This is a genomic window from Salmonella enterica subsp. enterica serovar Typhimurium str. LT2 (assembly GCF_000006945.2).
Taxonomy (GTDB): domain Bacteria; phylum Pseudomonadota; class Gammaproteobacteria; order Enterobacterales; family Enterobacteriaceae; genus Salmonella; species Salmonella enterica.
In genome coordinates this window covers 1,558,652-1,572,909 of the sequence record NC_003197.2, presented here as the reverse complement: position 1 = coordinate 1,572,909, position 14,258 = coordinate 1,558,652, and the positions used below count along the sequence as shown (strand labels likewise).

The following is a 14,258-nucleotide window of genomic DNA, read 5'->3' as shown; positions in this document are numbered from 1 at the left end:
GCGACCCGCACCTTTCGGGATTGTTTGAATGACCACTTTTTTACAACGTGATGATTTTGCAGTAACGGCGCGTGTTCTTGGCGCGTTGTTTTATTATTCGCCGGAAAGCCACGAAACCGCTCCTCTGGTCCAGGCGCTATTAAACGACGACTGGCAGGCGCAGTGGCCGCTTGATGCCGAGGCGCTTGCGCCTGTGGCGGCTATGTTTAAGACCCACAGCGAAGAGTCGTTGCCACAGGCCTGGCAGCGTCTGTTTATCGGCCCTTACGCTCTGCCGTCTCCGCCGTGGGGTTCCGTCTGGCTGGATCGTGAGAGCGTATTATTTGGCGATTCTACATTGGCGCTACGTCAGTGGATGCGCGAAAACGGAATTCAGTTTGAAATGCAGCAAAACGAGCCAGAAGATCATTTTGGGTCGCTGTTGCTACTGGCGGCCTGGCTTGCCGAGAACGACCGTCATCATGAATGCGAACAACTCCTGGCCTGGCATCTGTTTCCGTGGTCGTCCCGCTTTCTGGACGTATTTATCGATCATGCCGGGCATCCGTTTTATCAGGCGTTGGGGCAACTGGCGCGTCTGACGCTGGCGCAATGGCAAGCTCAACTCATTATTCCCGTCGCTGTAAAACCGTTATTCCGTTAATCCCCACAAAAGGCAGGATTTTACCTGCCTTTTCTCTCATTACGGCCTATTTTTATCTACAAAAAGTGACAACGTCACACCGCGCTTCTATTTTTAAGATAATTCTTTATCGTGAATGTTCACCCTAAGCCGCATAAGGGCAAAGCATAATTGTTAATAGATGTTTAATAGTGTTAAACATCACGCTTCGCTGGAATCCTTCCCAACCTGTTGCTATAGCTCAAAGCACCCTGCCGGAACATGGCATAACAACACGCGACTCTTAACGTCGCCATAACACATGCAAACAGGGAGACACACCGCAATGCACACCCTCACCCTAAAACGTGTACTTGGGTTCACTATCGTCATTTTGCTGTTACTGGCGCTGTTTATCTGGGGAATCGGTCTGGAGACGCTGAAAGCGCGTCAGGTCGATCTGCTGTATCTCGGACAACGGCATTTGATGCTGGTCTTTACGTCCATGTTTTTTGCTTTACTGGTCGGTATCCCGAGCGGGATTTTACTCAGCCGACCTGCGGCAAAAGGATTTGCTGAATATGTCATGCAAATCTTTAATGTTGGTAATACCTTGCCGCCGCTGGCCGTTCTGGCCTTAGCGATGGTGATTATCGGGATCGGCGATACGCCCGCCATTGTCGCGCTATTTCTGGCCTCCCTTCTGCCTATCGTCCGCAATACCTATGCGGGCCTCTGTTCCGTTCCCGCCTCACTGATTGAAGCGGCGAACGGGATTGGGATGACAAAATGGCAGCGGCTTCGCCAGGTAGAGCTACCTAATGCGTGGCCAGTGATGCTGTCCGGTATTCGCATCGCGACCGCCATCAATGTCGGCACCGCGCCGCTGGCCTTTCTGATCGGCGCCAGCAGCTACGGCGAGCTGATTTTCCCGGGAATTTATCTCAACGATTTTCCGACGTTGATCCTCGGCGCAACGGCCACGGCGTTATTCGCGCTGATTCTTGACACTCTGCTTGCCTGGTTTGGGCGACGCCTTAGCCCTCATACCGTCTGAACGCATAAATAACAATAAGGAGCGTTAAATGAGATTCAAAAAACACCTGTTGGGATGGCTTGCCGCAACGCTGTTGTTCAGTAGCCAGACGCAGGCCGCGCCGCTGGTTCTCGCCACCAAAAGCTTTACCGAACAGCATATTCTTTCCGCTATGACCGTTCAGTATTTGCAGAAGAAAGGCTTTCAGGTTCAGCCGCAAACCAATATCGCCGCGGTGATTTCACGTAATGCGATGGTGAATAAACAAATTGATATTACCTGGGAATACACCGGTACATCGCTGATTATTTTCAACCGTATCGATAAGCGCATGAGTCCACAGGAAACCTACGACACGGTAAAACGCCTGGATGCGAAGCTGGGCCTGGTATGGCTCAAACCGGCTGACATGAACAATACTTACGCGTTCGCGATGCAGCGCAAACGCGCCGAGTCGGAAAATATCACCACCATCTCGCAAATGGTGGCAAAAATCGAACAGGTCCGGCAGAACGATCCTGACCACAACTGGATGCTCGGCCTCGATCTGGAATTTGCCGGGCGCAGCGACGGAATGAAGCCCCTTCAGCAAGCCTACCAGATGCAGCTCGATCGCCCGCAAATACGACAGATGGACCCAGGGCTGGTCTATAACGCCGTTCGGGATGGGCTGGTTGACGCCGGGCTGGTCTATACCACCGACGGACGGGTGAAAGGGTTTGATCTGAAAGTGCTGGAAGATGATAAAGGCTTCTTTCCAAGTTACGCTGTCACGCCCGTGGTGCGTAAAGAGGTGCTGGAAGCCAATCCTGGCCTTGATGACGCCTTAAACACCCTTTCCGGCCTGCTCAATAACGATGTGATATCGACCCTAAACGCTCAGGTCGATATCGAGCATCGCACGCCGCAACAGGTAGCCCATCAATTTTTGCAGGACAAAGGTCTGCTGTAAGGAGCGACTATGGATACGATACATTATATGCTGGATAACGCAGGCTATCTCGCCAGCCTTACCTTTCAGCATCTCTGGCTGGTCGCGCTGGCCGTCGGTCTGGCGATTATCATCGGCGTACCGTTAGGCGTTTTGATTGTACGCCACAAATGGCTGGCAACGCCGGTATTGGGCGCCGCCACGCTACTTCTTACCATTCCGTCTATCGCGCTGTTTGGATTAATGATCCCGCTCTTTTCGCTGATCGGACATGGTATTGGCGTTCTGCCCGCCGTGACGGCCGTTTTTCTCTACTCTTTACTGCCGATTGTCCGTAATACCCATACTGCGCTTGATAGTTTGCCGCCCGGTCTGCGTGAAGCGGGACGCGGCATCGGTATGACTTTCTGGCAACGGCTGCGCTGGGTCGAAATCCCAATGGCCCTACCGGTTATTTTCGGGGGTATCCGCACCGCGGTAGTGATGAATATCGGCGTGATGGCGATTGCCGCGGTGATCGGCGCCGGCGGTCTGGGGCTGCTACTGTTAAACGGCATTAGCGGCAGTGATATTCGCATGTTAATTGCCGGCGCGCTGATGATCTGTCTACTGGCAATTGTACTTGACTGGCTGTTGCATCGTCTGCAAGTCGTACTGACACCGAAGGGGATACGATAATGATAAAACTGGAAAATCTCACCAAACAATTTGTACAGAAAAAGGGTCAGCCGCTAAAAGCCGTCGACAACGTCAACCTGAACGTGCCGGAAGGCGAAATGTGCGTCTTACTCGGTCCCTCCGGCTGCGGCAAAACCACCACGTTAAAGATGATCAACCGGCTGATCGCGCCCAGCAGCGGTAATATTCTTATCAACGGCGAGAATACCAACGATATGGATGCGGTAACGCTACGCCGCAATATTGGGTATGTTATCCAACAAATCGGCCTGTTTCCTAATATGACGATTGAAGAAAATATTACCGTTGTGCCGCGCATGTTGGGTTGGGACAAAGCACGCTGCAAGCAACGCGCCGAAGAGTTGATGGACATGGTGGCGCTGGATGCCAGAAAATTTCTGCATCGCTATCCAAAGGAGATGTCCGGGGGACAGCAACAGCGTATTGGCGTGATCCGCGCTCTGGCCGCCGATCCGCCGGTACTGCTGATGGATGAGCCCTTCGGCGCGGTGGACCCCATTAACCGCGAAGTGATCCAGAACCAGTTTCTGGATATGCAGCGTAAGCTAAAAAAGACCGTGATGCTGGTCAGCCATGATATCGACGAAGCGCTAAAGCTCGGCGACCGTATCGCCGTGTTCCGTCAGGGGCGAATTGTACAGTGCGCCAGTCCTGATGAACTGCTGGCCAAACCGGCTAACGAGTTTGTCGGGTCGTTTGTCGGTCAGGACAGAACGTTAAAGCGTTTGCTACTGGTCTCCGCAGGCGATGTGACCGACCAACAGCCAACCATTACCGCGCGGCCTTCCACGCCGTTAAGCGAGGCGTTCGGCATTATGGATGATCACGATATTCGCGCCATTACCGTCATTGACAACGACGGTAAGCCACTGGGATTTGTGAAGCGCCGGGAAGCGCGGAACGCCAGCGGAATCTGCGCCGATATCACCCATCCTTTCCGTATTACGGGCAAAGCGGAAGATAACCTGCGTATTGTGCTGTCCAGATTGTACGAAAGTAATACCAGCTGGATGCCGATCGTTGATGAAGACGGACGCTATAACGGTGAAATCTCTCAGGATTACATCGCCGACTATCTCAGCTCAGGCCGCACGCGTCGGGCGCTAAATATTCACGAAAACAGCTAACGTTGCCGCCGGATAGCCTCTCGCTATCCGGCAGTATCATTATTGTACGCAATATTATATCGCACATAGTGCTTTTGCGTCTGACGCCATTTCCCCGCAGAATAGGCTATCCTGAAACTCCCTGTTTACCCGCTCATGCATCGTTTACACGCTTACCCGGATCTGCGCGCGATGTTTCGTCGCCTGCTGATCGCTACGCTCATCGGTATTCTCGCGGCGCTGGCTGTCGCCGCCTTCCGTCATGCGATGCAATTGCTGGAGTGGATTTTCCTGAGTAATGACACCGGCAGTCTGGTGAATGCGGCTGAGGGGCTTTCGCCCTGGCGACGGCTGATTACGCCGGCGCTTGGCGGCCTGGCCGCTGGTCTGTTGCTGTGGGGGTGGCAAAAAATGAACCAACAGCGCCCCCATGCGCCCACTGACTATATGGAAGCATTGCAAACCGACGGGCAATTTGACGTTGGCGCCAGTCTGGTGAAATCGCTGGCCTCGCTGCTGGTCGTGGTCAGCGGCAGCGCAATTGGTCGCGAAGGCGCAATGATCCTCCTCGCCGCGCTGGCGGCGTCCAGCTTTGCCCGACGCTTCACGCCGCGTGAGGAATGGAAATTATGGATCGCCAGCGGCGCCGCTGCGGGCATGGCGGGCGCTTACCATGCGCCGCTGGCGGGCAGTCTGTTTATCGCGGAGATCCTGTTCGGTACCTTAATGCTGGCTTCCCTCGGCCCGGTTGTCGTTTCCGCCGTCGTCGCCCTGCTAACCACCCATGTATTAAACGGTAGCGATTCACTACTCTATACCGTACATCTGACCGTTGATCTCCACGCGCGGGAGTACGTCATGATAGTCAGTACCGGCCTGGTCGCCGGTCTGTGCGGCCCATTGCTGATGTGGCTGATGACGGCCAGCCATAATAGTTTCTTACGTTTAAAACTGTCCCCGCCCTGGCAACTGGCGTTGGGCGGGCTTATTGTCGGATTACTGTCGTTACTCACGCCCACGGTATGGGGAAACGGCTATAGCGTCGTACAATCATTTTTGCTCTCCCCGCCGCTATTCTCGCTGATTGGCGGAATTTTTGTGTGCAAAATCCTGGCGGTGCTCGCCAGCAGCGGGTCTGGCGCGCCGGGCGGCGTCTTTACGCCAACATTATTTGTCGGATTATCCATTGGAATGTTTCTGGGTCGGATATGGGGATTCTGGCTGCCAGGCTCGGATGAAATAGCGATTTTATTGGGGCTGGCGGGTATGGCGACGCTACTGGCGGCGACAACCCATGCGCCGATAATGTCCACCCTGATGATTTGTGAAATGACCGGCGAGTATCAGTTACTCCCCGGTCTGCTGATTGCCTGTGTAGTCGCGTCAGTGCTCTCGCGAACGTTACGCCATGATTCTATCTACCGCCAGCACGCTGCCGAGCATTGACAAACGAATATACTGCCCCAGCTCACGCTGCTCGGCGCGCGGCAGGTACGGTAGCTCGCCAATCAGCGGCGCTGGCAGTTTTTTCCCAAGCACATCAATAATTTCAGCATAATGCGCCAGGCCAGGATTGATACGATTCGCCACCCAGCCAATTAAGGGCAGTCCATCATTAGCGACAGCTTGCGCAGTCAGTAGCGCATGATTAATGCACCCCTCCTGAATCCCTACCACCATCAATACCGGTAACTGTTCCTGTACCACCCATTCAGACAATGGACGTAAATCATTCATCAAACTACGCCAGCCGCCAGTACCCTCCACAACCACGTGGTCCACTTTATCGCTCAGGCTCGCCAGACCGTTGGACAGCAAGGTGTAATTTATAGGACAGCTATGCGCGACGCTGCTTTCTTCTTCGCTTAACGCGATCGGATTAATCGCCTCATACGGCAACTCCAGCGAAGAGACGCTTTGCAATACCAGCGCATCTTTGTTGCGCATCCCTTCTGCAGTCTCTTTGCTCCCTTTAGCGACAGGTTTATACCCTGCAACGCTCTTACCACTCGACGCTAACGCTTGTAGTAATGCGCGGGAAACCACCGTCTTCCCAACAGAAGTGTCTGTACCTGTAATAAAGAAACGCTTCAGCATCACTAACTCCACCGTTATGCTTCGAAAATATAAGCCAGGAAAATAATACAGTGGAGAAAGTCTAAGATATGGCAAGGGCAATCAGCTTGAGTTAGCGCAAATTTTTGTACAACAGTTAAAAAATGTTAACCCTGTAATAGACGAATCAACAAAGAGCCGTTATACATCGCGTCTTTTACCAACGCCGCCCCGGCCATCGTGCCCTGGTTGGTAAACTGCGTGCTTTCCACAACCGTATTCCTGCTGTAGGCGGGCAGCGCCTGTTGACGGATACTGTCAGCAATGGCCGGAAAAAGGATATCAGCCGCTTTACTTAGCGGCGAACCAATAAGAATTTTTTGCGGATTAAATAAATTCACCATGATAGCCAGAATGCGTCCGACATGCGCGCCAACGCCGCTAATAATATCTTTTGCTAATAGATCTCCCTGCATCGCCGCCTGACACAGTGAATCTACCGTTAACGGCTGGCCGTGCAACATTGAACTCATCGACTGATTAAGCCGAAGCTGCGTAAGTTCCAGCACGCTATCGACGCTGGCGATGGTCTCCAGACAGCCATGATTACCGCAATAACAGCGCTTACCATAAGGATCGACCTGGGTATGCCCAATCTCTACCAGACTGCTACTACCCGCATGAAGCAAATGACCGTCGGTGATAACGCCCGCCCCCACATTATGATCAATCACCACCTGGATAACGTCGCGCGCGCCGCGTGAAGCGCCAAAAAGCGCCTCTGCCATCGTCCAGGCGCTAATATCATGCTGAATGTAAACCGGTACGCCAGTGTGCCGCTCCAGCGAATCTCCCAAAGGCATCTCTTTGACATCTTCGTAATACGGCATCCGGTGCACAACGCCGTTTTCGGTATCGATAATGCCCGGTAACGTAATGGCAATGGATGTCAGACGCTCCAGTTTCTGCTGATGGCGGGTAAAAAACCGATCAACGTGCGTAATAATTCGCTCAAGCAACGGCGTGGCTTCGGTTAACGGCAGCGGCAGACACTCTTCTACCACCAGTTTGCTGCTAAGATCGCGCAGTGCAAGGAAAATTTCGCCACGGCTAATACGAATAGATAAATAGTGCCAGGCTTCCGTTTCCACCATCAGCCCGACGGCGGGACGTCCACGACTGCCCGCCTCTTTAATTTCAAGTTCCTGAACCAAATGCGCTTCCAGCATTTCGCGAACAATTTTCGTAATACTGGCAGGCGCCAACTGCGCCAGACGAGACAGGTCAATTCGCGATACCGGTCCGAGCTGATCAATCAGGCGATACACTGCGCCAGCATTGGTCTGCTTAATTTGATCGATATGCCCAGGCTGACTATCAGCAACCACCGCTCACTCCCTTTATTTTCGCGCTCCGAAATAATCTGTGTGCTATGGTGAAACACTTCAATACTCGCCGTCAACTTTTTGCTTAGCCGTGTGATTAACTGCACATTTTCACCCTTTTTAAGCGTAATTAATCCCGTCGGGCAGCCAGTAATAGCAGTTGGCAAAACCGCTGTACGGCATGACTCTGTTCATGATGCTTTGGCCATACCAGCCACATTTCAGATACGGCGTCCTCTTCTGCCAGGGGAACCCAGCGCATCTCGCTCATCTGTACACGCTTAAAGGATGCCGGCAGAATCGAGACGCCCAGCCCCGCCGCCACCAGACCGATAATGGTCATTGCCTCGCCAACCTCCTGCGTGATGGTCGGCGACAGGTTATAGCGCCGCATCAGGCCGAGAATATCGTCGTAGAGGCCCGTCCCGACATGTGGGTCGAAAAAGACGAAAGGTTCTTCCGCCAGTTCTGTCAGACTGACGACCGGCTTTTGCGCCAGCCGATGTTCGCGCGGGATCATGGCCATAAGCGGCTCATGCAAAATCACCTCGCGATTAAGTGTGTCGGGCAGCGGCGTATTCCGCAGCAAGCCAATATCCAGTACGCCTTCGTTGAGCGGCGCGATTTGCTCACGCGTATTCATTTCACGCGTTTGCATATGCACTCCCGGATAGGACTGGCGGAACAGCGAAAAGGTATGCGATACCGCCCGAATAAAAGGCGCTGAAGACGTAAAGCCAATACGGATTTCACCCGCTTCGCCCTGATGCAACCGCTCGGCGCGAGCGGCGGCGTCGTTTACCAGACTCAGGATGTGTCGGCTATCCACCAGAAACTGTCGCCCGGCGGCGGTTAACGCTACGCTGCGGTTGGTCCGCGCCAGTAATCGCGCGCCGACCTGCTGCTCCAGAATTTGTATCTGCTGACTCAGCGGCGGCTGCGAGATATTGAGGCGCGCGGCGGCGCGACCAAAATGCAGCTCTTCTGCTACCGCCACAAAGTAACGTAAATGACGTAATTCGATATTCATATTTTTAACGTCTTATTTGAGACAATTAATATATTAGACAGAATATTTTGCTTTTTCTATGCTTTACATGTCGGTTATACCCGTCTCCTGTTGACGGAGATGTAAAGCAAGGATTTAACGTGAGTCGTACAACTATTCTCGATGACGCCACGGCGAGCGATATCGATGAACAACGCCATTCTCAGCCGGTTCAATTTATTAAACGCGGTACAGCGCCTTTCATGCGCGTCACGCTGGCCCTTTTTTCCGCGGGCCTGGCGACTTTTGCGCTCCTTTATTGCGTTCAGCCTATACTACCGGTACTTTCCCAGGAGTTTGGCGTCTCCCCCGCCAGCAGCAGCGTTTCACTTTCTATTTCTACCGCCATGCTGGCTATCGGCTTACTTTTTACCGGCCCGCTTTCTGATGCGATAGGCCGTAAACCGGTGATGGTCACCGCCTTGTTATTAGCCTCCTGCTGCACATTGTTATCAACCATGATGACCAGCTGGCATGGTATTCTGATTATGCGCGCGCTGATCGGTCTGTCGTTAAGCGGCGTCGCCGCGGTGGGAATGACCTACCTGAGCGAAGAAATCCATCCCAGCTTTGTCGCTTTCTCTATGGGGCTCTACATTAGCGGTAATTCCATCGGCGGAATGAGCGGACGTTTATTAAGCGGCGTCATGACCGACTTTTTTAACTGGCGCATCGCGCTGGCGGCCATCGGATGCTTTGCGCTGGCGTCCGCGCTGATGTTCTGGAAGATTTTACCCGCCTCGCAACATTTCCGTCCCACGTCGCTACGGCCTAAAACGCTATTTATTAATTTTCGTCTCCACTGGCGCGATCGAGGGTTACCTCTGCTGTTTGCGGAAGGCTTTTTACTGATGGGCGCGTTCGTCACCCTGTTTAACTACATTGGCTATCGCCTGATGCTCTCCCCCTGGGAATTAAGCCAGGCCGTGGTCGGACTGTTATCCGTAGCCTATCTCACCGGCACATGGAGCTCGCCGAAAGCTGGCGCAATGACCTCACGCTATGGCCGGGGGCCGGTGATGCTGTTCTCTACCGCAGTAATGCTGGGTGGGCTTTTACTGACGCTTTTTACCTCGCTTTGGCTGATTTTTGCCGGGATGCTGCTTTTTTCCGCCGGCTTTTTCGCCGCGCACTCCGTGGCCAGTAGTTGGATTGGCCCGCGTGCGCGCCGGGCGAAGGGACAGGCCTCGTCACTTTATCTTTTCAGCTATTATCTGGGGTCCAGTATTGCCGGGACGCTAGGCGGCGTATTCTGGCATAGTTACGGCTGGAACGGCGTAGGTGGTTTTATCGCGCTAATGCTGGTGCTGGCCATCCTGGTCGGGACGCGGTTACATCATCGTCTTCACGCCTGAAAAGAAATAATCCGGCGATAGCAACGTGCGCTATCGCCGGGCTGGTTTCACGCCACGATTCACTGTTCACCACAGACCTGTCAAGCTTGATACGCCCATAACTTCTCTGATTGCATCCAGCGCCAGAAGCGTAAATACCACCCAGATTATCGGATTCATATACGGTGTGCCTGTTATTCTGGATGGCGGATATTACCGACTCTGCGACCAAAAATAACGGCCGGTAACGTAAAGCTACCTATTATGGTGGGGGCTGACATCGCGTTACCGGGGGATTGTACATAACGTTACATGCCGAAACCAATCACTCACGGAAGCCTTTTGATAACAGCGATATAGTCATTTCACCGGCCCCGCAGTGGGGTTGAATGAAAACCAAATCGAGGGTATCAAAATGAAAAAAGTATTAGCTCTGGTTGTTGCCGCTGCAATGGGTCTCTCTTCCGCAGCATTCGCGGCTGAGACTGCAACGCCTGCGAAAACCGCAGCGCCTGCCAAAACAACCCAGACCACCCAGCACCACAAAAAACAGCATAAGAAAACCGTTGAGCAAAAAGCGCAGGCGGCTAAAAAGCACCAGAAAAAAGGTGGTAAAGCGCCAGCCAAAACCACGTCAAAACCAACTACTCAACCGGCTGCGTAAGTCGTAACATGCTGCGGCGCGCCCCCGCGCCCGTTTTTACGGCGCTAAATTGTTCTGGTTTAGCGCCGCCTTCCGGGAGGGCAAAAAAGTGTCTCGCTACCGCTTTGAGCTCATTCTTATCGTGCTTATTTTATGCGCCGTTATTGCCACGCATTTCTATCTTTCCTGAGTGTAGTTATCTGATTTTACTCCCACTTTCTTACCGTCACGTCTATAGTAGTACTGAGGGTTTGTTGTTAATAATCATAATTACCCACCAGAGTGTGATATGCATAAAACCATTGCTGTATTACTGGGCATAGTGTGTTTTTTACCGGTTATGGCGAAAGCCGGGGGGGCTGAAACAGACGCCACGGATGCCAGCGACGTTAAAACGCTTTTTTTTAACCATGATGATCGGGTGCCCGTCGCCGATCCTACCCAATCGCCGTGGGATGCCATCGGGCAACTAGAGACCGCCAGCGGTAATTTGTGTACGGCAACGCTTATCTCCCCGCATATCGCCCTGACAGCAGGTCACTGCCTGCTAACGCCACCGAAAGGAAAACCAGACAAGGCGGTTGCGCTGCGTTTTGTGGCGCGAAAAGGAGTATGGCGCTATGAAATCCACGGCATTGAAGGCCGCGTTGAACCGTCGCTGGGCCGACGCCTGAAAGCGGATGGCGATGGCTGGATTGTGCCGCCTGCCGCGGCAAGCTGGGATTTTGGTCTGGTAATATTGCGCTACCCACCTTCCGGTATCACGCCAGTGCCTTTATTTACCGGCGATAAAGCGGCGCTCACTGCGGCGTTGAAAGCCGCAGACCGAAAAGTCACGCAGTCCGGTTATCCGGAAGATCATCTGAATGCGCTCTATTCCCATCAGGATTGCGTCGTGACCGGCTGGGCGCAGAATGCCGTACTCTCACACCAGTGCGACACGTTACCTGGCGACAGCGGCTCGCCGCTCTTATTGCACACGGATAGCGGATGGCAGCTTATTGGCGTACAAAGCTCCGCCCCTGCGGCTAAAGATCGCTGGCGCGCCGATAACCGCGCTATATCCGTCACCGGCTTTCGCGATAAGCTGAAAGCTCTGGCGCAGGATTAATGCGGGAATCGCTGCCTGAACCAACCGGCAGCGATCGTCTCAGGCAAATTTGATCATGACCATTCCGGCGAGCAGCAATATCACGCCAACCCAGCCTTTGGGATTTAAGCGCTGGCCGAAGAGCACCCAGCCCGCCGCCAGCGTAGCGGCAATACCAAAACCGCCCCATAGCGCATACGCCACCGACAGGTCTATCCCTTTTACCGCCTGGGAAAGCGCGCTGAAGGCGGCCAGAACAGCGGCAAGCGATAAGATGCCATAGCATTTACGGCGAAAGCCGTCCGAAAATTTCAACAGAACGTTAGCCGCGATTTCCAGCATTATTGCCAGCCCAAGCCAGGCGCCGTGTATCCATTCAAATTGTTGCACGAGTCGCCTCCTTCACCGGTTTGCCGGGTTTACGCGTCCCTGATTTGATCAATACGATGCCGGCGACCAGCGTCAGCAAGCCGGCAATCTTCATGGTTGATAATGCTTCATCAAATAGCAGCACGCTAAAAATGGTAATAAATAAAATGCCGATCCCTTCCCATAAGGCATACGCTACACCCAGGGCAATCTTTTTTACCGCAAAAGAAAGAAATATATATGACAGCGTGATCATCACCAGCATTAAAATAAAACCCGCATTGCCATTACCCACACTAGCCCATTTCATTGAGAGCGTGCCGGTAATTTCAGTCGCGATAGCCAGAGCTAATAAAATCCAGTAAAACATGACACTTCTCCTGCATGAGAATATACTCTTTCGAGTCTGCTGCACGCAGCAAACTAAAAAATAAAATCAGTTAGCACAGCGCATTGCGCCAGCTCAGGCAGAAGTGAGAGACTAAAGTGCGTTACGCCAGTGCTGCTCGCCGATAAGCAGGAAAAAGGAGGTAGAGTGAAGATGCGTTTGCGTGGAGAAAAAAGCGCTGAACATATTGTCCATAATATTACAATTATCCGCAGTGTTGCTTCTCGTCATCGCGGATGATAATTGTCCTCGGTAGTTGAACACGCCTGATTTGTATCATAAGCCAGGAATTAACTCAAAATATTTTCACTTCTTTACCTGAAGTGTTTGATTTTAACCAGAACAGGTCGACCGACATCACATTATTATTCGTGTCGGCATCAGAAAACAGGGACTGATATGGCAAAACCGATCATCACGCTCAATGGTCTAAAAATCGTCATTATGCTGGGAATGCTGGTAGTTATTCTGAGCGGTATCCGCTTCGCCGCAGATATCATTGTTCCCTTTATTTTGGCGTTATTTATTGCAGTCGTTCTCAATCCCGTTGTGCAACGGATGACCCGATGCCGAATTCCGCGCGTTATCGCCGTATCATTGCTCATTGTGATTATTGTTATGTTAATGGTACTACTACTGGCCTATTTGGGGACATCATTAAATGAACTGGCTCGTACCCTACCGCAATATCGCTCCTCATTGGTGATACCGTTGCAACGTATTGAACCGTGGTTGCAGCGAGCTGGCATTGGCGTGTCGGTTGATGAGCTGGCGAAATATATCGATCCAAACGCCGCCATGACTCTGGTAACGAACCTGCTCACCCAACTGTCCAATGCCATGTCATCCATCTTTTTATTGCTATTGACCGTGGTATTTATGCTGTTGGAGGTTCCACAACTGCCTGAAAAACTGCAGCAGATGATGAGCCGCCCGGTAGAAGGTATGGCGGCAATTCAACGCGCGCTTGATAGCGTTTCCCATTATCTGGTGTTAAAAACAGCGATCAGTATCGTGACGGGGCTGGTCGCATGGGGAATGCTGGCCGCGCTGGATGTCCGCTTCGCCTTTGTCTGGGGTCTACTGGCCTTCGCGCTGAACTATATTCCTAATATTGGATCGGTGCTCGCTGCCCTGCCACCCATTATTCAGGTGCTGGTATTTAACGGGTTTTATGATGCGCTGCTGGTGCTGGCAGGCTATCTGCTGATTAATCTGGTCTTCGGCAATATCCTTGAGCCACGAATCATGGGACGTGGTTTAGGTCTTTCAACCTTAGTGGTATTTTTGTCGTTAATTTTCTGGGGCTGGTTATTAGGTCCGGTGGGCATGTTGCTCTCCGTTCCGTTAACCATCATTGTCAAAATCGCCCTCGAACAGACCACCGGCGGGCAGAGTATCGCCGTTCTGCTTAGCGATTTAAACAAAAGATAAAATGCAATACATACACAAAATCATTCAAGATGCATCGCGGCGGCAAGGGAAGAAATCCCCGGGAGCATAGATAACGATGTGACCGGGGTTTCTGAGTGCAGCCAACAAAGAGGCAGCGTAAAGGATGAAGTGTATAAAA

The 14,258-nt window shown here is 52.5% G+C and carries 15 protein-coding genes and 11 other annotated features; of the genes, 10 read left to right on the top strand and 5 right to left on the bottom strand.

Translation table 11 applies throughout. The features are described from left to right. Window positions 1–28: 28 nt before the first annotated feature. The 6 genes from ynfI to STM1490 all read left to right on the top strand — a co-directional run bounded on the left by ynfI (window position 29) and on the right by STM1490 (window position 5,819). Window positions 29–643 (top strand): putative component of anaerobic dehydrogenases, encoded by a 615-nt coding sequence (gene ynfI / locus STM1495; protein ID NP_460455.1) that lies wholly within the window; start codon window positions 29–31, stop codon window positions 641–643. Window positions 644–941: 298 nt separating this feature from the next. Further along, window positions 942–947: a ribosome-binding site (putative RBS for STM1494; RegulonDB:STMS1H001711), on the top strand. Next, the gene (locus STM1494) for an ABC-type transport system protein (protein NP_460454.1) occupies window positions 942–1,658 on the top strand. Within the gene, window positions 948–1,658 belong to an annotated coding region; the region does not span the whole gene. It overlaps the preceding feature by 6 nt. 21 nt (window positions 1,659–1,679) lie before the next feature. Continuing rightward, window positions 1,680–1,685 (top strand) — a ribosome-binding site (putative RBS for STM1493; RegulonDB:STMS1H001710). Beyond that, the gene (locus STM1493) for a putative periplasmic component (RefSeq protein ID NP_460453.1) occupies window positions 1,680–2,589 on the top strand. Within the gene, window positions 1,687–2,589 belong to an annotated coding region; the region does not span the whole gene. Its footprint overlaps the feature before it by 6 nt. A 2-nt stretch (window positions 2,590–2,591) precedes the next feature. Next, window positions 2,592–2,597 (top strand) — a ribosome-binding site (putative RBS for STM1492; RegulonDB:STMS1H001709). Further along, the gene (locus tag STM1492) for a putative binding-protein-dependent transport system (protein NP_460452.1) occupies window positions 2,592–3,246 on the top strand. Within the gene, window positions 2,599–3,246 belong to an annotated coding region; the region does not span the whole gene. It overlaps the preceding feature by 6 nt. Then, window positions 3,240–3,245 (top strand) — a ribosome-binding site (putative RBS for STM1491; RegulonDB:STMS1H001708). It overlaps the preceding gene by 6 nt. Further along, window positions 3,240–4,394, top strand: a protein-coding gene (locus STM1491; protein ID NP_460451.1) for an ABC-type proline/glycine betaine transport system. Within the gene, window positions 3,246–4,394 belong to an annotated coding region; the region does not span the whole gene. The genes STM1492 and STM1491 overlap by 7 nt, the downstream gene beginning before the upstream one ends. 135 nt (window positions 4,395–4,529) lie before the next feature. Then, window positions 4,530–5,819 carry a putative chloride channel protein gene (locus STM1490; RefSeq protein NP_460450.3) on the top strand — a complete coding sequence of 430 codons (1,290 nt, stop codon included), beginning with the start codon at window positions 4,530–4,532 and terminating at the stop codon, window positions 5,817–5,819. On the opposite strand, the gene ynfK is transcribed toward STM1490, so the two are convergent. The 3 genes from ynfK to ynfL all read right to left on the bottom strand — a co-directional run bounded on the left by ynfK (window position 5,775) and on the right by ynfL (window position 8,843). Further along, window positions 5,775–6,482, bottom strand: a protein-coding gene (gene ynfK, locus STM1489) for a putative dethiobiotin synthase (RefSeq protein NP_460449.1). Within the gene, window positions 5,775–6,470 belong to an annotated coding region; the region does not span the whole gene. The two genes, STM1490 and ynfK, sit on opposite strands and share 45 nt — an antisense overlap. Further along, window positions 6,477–6,482: a ribosome-binding site (putative RBS for ynfK; RegulonDB:STMS1H001707), on the bottom strand. It overlaps the preceding gene by 6 nt. Window positions 6,483–6,595: 113 nt before the next feature. Next, window positions 6,596–7,829 (bottom strand): transcriptional repressor of ptsG and ptsHI gene (gene mlc / locus STM1488; RefSeq protein ID NP_460448.1). Within the gene, window positions 6,596–7,816 belong to an annotated coding region; the region does not span the whole gene. Then, window positions 7,824–7,829: a ribosome-binding site (putative RBS for mlc; RegulonDB:STMS1H001706), on the bottom strand. It overlaps the preceding gene by 6 nt. A 114-nt stretch (window positions 7,830–7,943) precedes the next feature. Further along, entirely contained in the window at window positions 7,944–8,843 is a 900-nt protein-coding gene (gene ynfL, locus STM1487) for a putative LysR family transcriptional regulator (protein NP_460447.1), read from the bottom strand. Window positions 8,844–8,951: 108 nt separating this feature from the next. Beyond that, window positions 8,952–8,957: a ribosome-binding site (putative RBS for ynfM; RegulonDB:STMS1H001705), on the top strand. Between ynfL and ynfM the strand changes: the two genes are divergently transcribed. The 3 genes from ynfM (at window position 8,952) to STM1484 (ending at window position 11,949) form a co-directional block, all read left to right on the top strand. Further along, window positions 8,952–10,216, top strand: a protein-coding gene (ynfM, locus tag STM1486) for a putative MFS familty transport protein (RefSeq protein ID NP_460446.1). Within the gene, window positions 8,963–10,216 belong to an annotated coding region; the region does not span the whole gene. Its footprint overlaps the feature before it by 6 nt. Before the next feature lie 347 nt (window positions 10,217–10,563). Continuing rightward, window positions 10,564–10,569, top strand: a ribosome-binding site (putative RBS for STM1485; RegulonDB:STMS1H001704). Further along, window positions 10,564–10,859, top strand: a protein-coding gene (locus STM1485; protein NP_460445.3) for an acid shock protein. Within the gene, window positions 10,575–10,859 belong to an annotated coding region; the region does not span the whole gene. Its footprint overlaps the feature before it by 6 nt. 268 nt (window positions 10,860–11,127) lie before the next feature. After that, window positions 11,128–11,949 (top strand): putative protease, encoded by an 822-nt coding sequence (locus tag STM1484; RefSeq protein ID NP_460444.1) that lies wholly within the window; start codon window positions 11,128–11,130, stop codon window positions 11,947–11,949. 39 nt (window positions 11,950–11,988) lie between these two features. Here STM1484 and ydgE read toward each other — a convergent pair. Beyond that, window positions 11,989–12,331 (bottom strand): putative membrane transporter of cations and cationic drugs gene (ydgE, locus tag STM1483; protein ID NP_460443.1). Within the gene, window positions 11,989–12,318 belong to an annotated coding region; the region does not span the whole gene. Beyond that, the gene (ydgF, locus tag STM1482) for a putative membrane transporter of cations and cationic drugs (protein ID NP_460442.1) occupies window positions 12,305–12,680 on the bottom strand. Within the gene, window positions 12,305–12,667 belong to an annotated coding region; the region does not span the whole gene. Before ydgF ends, ydgE begins: the two co-directional genes overlap by 27 nt. Further along, window positions 12,326–12,331 (bottom strand) — a ribosome-binding site (putative RBS for ydgE; RegulonDB:STMS1H001703). It overlaps the preceding gene by 6 nt. Next, window positions 12,675–12,680, bottom strand: a ribosome-binding site (putative RBS for ydgF; RegulonDB:STMS1H001702). (Lies within the gene ydgF.) A gap of 393 nt (window positions 12,681–13,073) precedes the next feature. Next, window positions 13,074–13,079 (top strand) — a ribosome-binding site (putative RBS for STM1481; RegulonDB:STMS1H001701). Between ydgF and STM1481 the strand changes: the two genes are divergently transcribed. Next, window positions 13,074–14,119 (top strand): putative membrane transport protein gene (locus STM1481; protein ID NP_460441.1). Within the gene, window positions 13,085–14,119 belong to an annotated coding region; the region does not span the whole gene. It overlaps the preceding feature by 6 nt. The last annotated feature ends 139 nt before the right edge of the window (window positions 14,120–14,258 follow it).

What these genes read in the sequence shown, in the direction of transcription:
- ydgF (NP_460442.1), bottom strand. Translation starts at nt 12,667, where the DNA reads ATGTTTTACTGGATTTTATTAGCTCTGGCTATCGCGACTGAAATTACC.
- STM1491 (NP_460451.1), top strand. Translation starts at nt 3,246, where the DNA reads ATGATAAAACTGGAAAATCTCACCAAACAATTTGTACAGAAAAAGGGT.
- STM1493 (NP_460453.1), top strand. Translation starts at nt 1,687, where the DNA reads ATGAGATTCAAAAAACACCTGTTGGGATGGCTTGCCGCAACGCTGTTG.
- STM1494 (NP_460454.1), top strand. Translation starts at nt 948, where the DNA reads ATGCACACCCTCACCCTAAAACGTGTACTTGGGTTCACTATCGTCATT.
- STM1484 (NP_460444.1), top strand. Translation starts at nt 11,128, where the DNA reads ATGCATAAAACCATTGCTGTATTACTGGGCATAGTGTGTTTTTTACCG.
- ynfL (NP_460447.1), bottom strand. Translation starts at nt 8,843, where the DNA reads ATGAATATCGAATTACGTCATTTACGTTACTTTGTGGCGGTAGCAGAA.
- STM1490 (NP_460450.3), top strand. Translation starts at nt 4,530, where the DNA reads ATGCATCGTTTACACGCTTACCCGGATCTGCGCGCGATGTTTCGTCGC.
- STM1481 (NP_460441.1), top strand. Translation starts at nt 13,085, where the DNA reads ATGGCAAAACCGATCATCACGCTCAATGGTCTAAAAATCGTCATTATG.
- ynfI (NP_460455.1), top strand. Translation starts at nt 29, where the DNA reads ATGACCACTTTTTTACAACGTGATGATTTTGCAGTAACGGCGCGTGTT.
- STM1492 (NP_460452.1), top strand. Translation starts at nt 2,599, where the DNA reads ATGGATACGATACATTATATGCTGGATAACGCAGGCTATCTCGCCAGC.
- ynfK (NP_460449.1), bottom strand. Translation starts at nt 6,470, where the DNA reads ATGCTGAAGCGTTTCTTTATTACAGGTACAGACACTTCTGTTGGGAAG.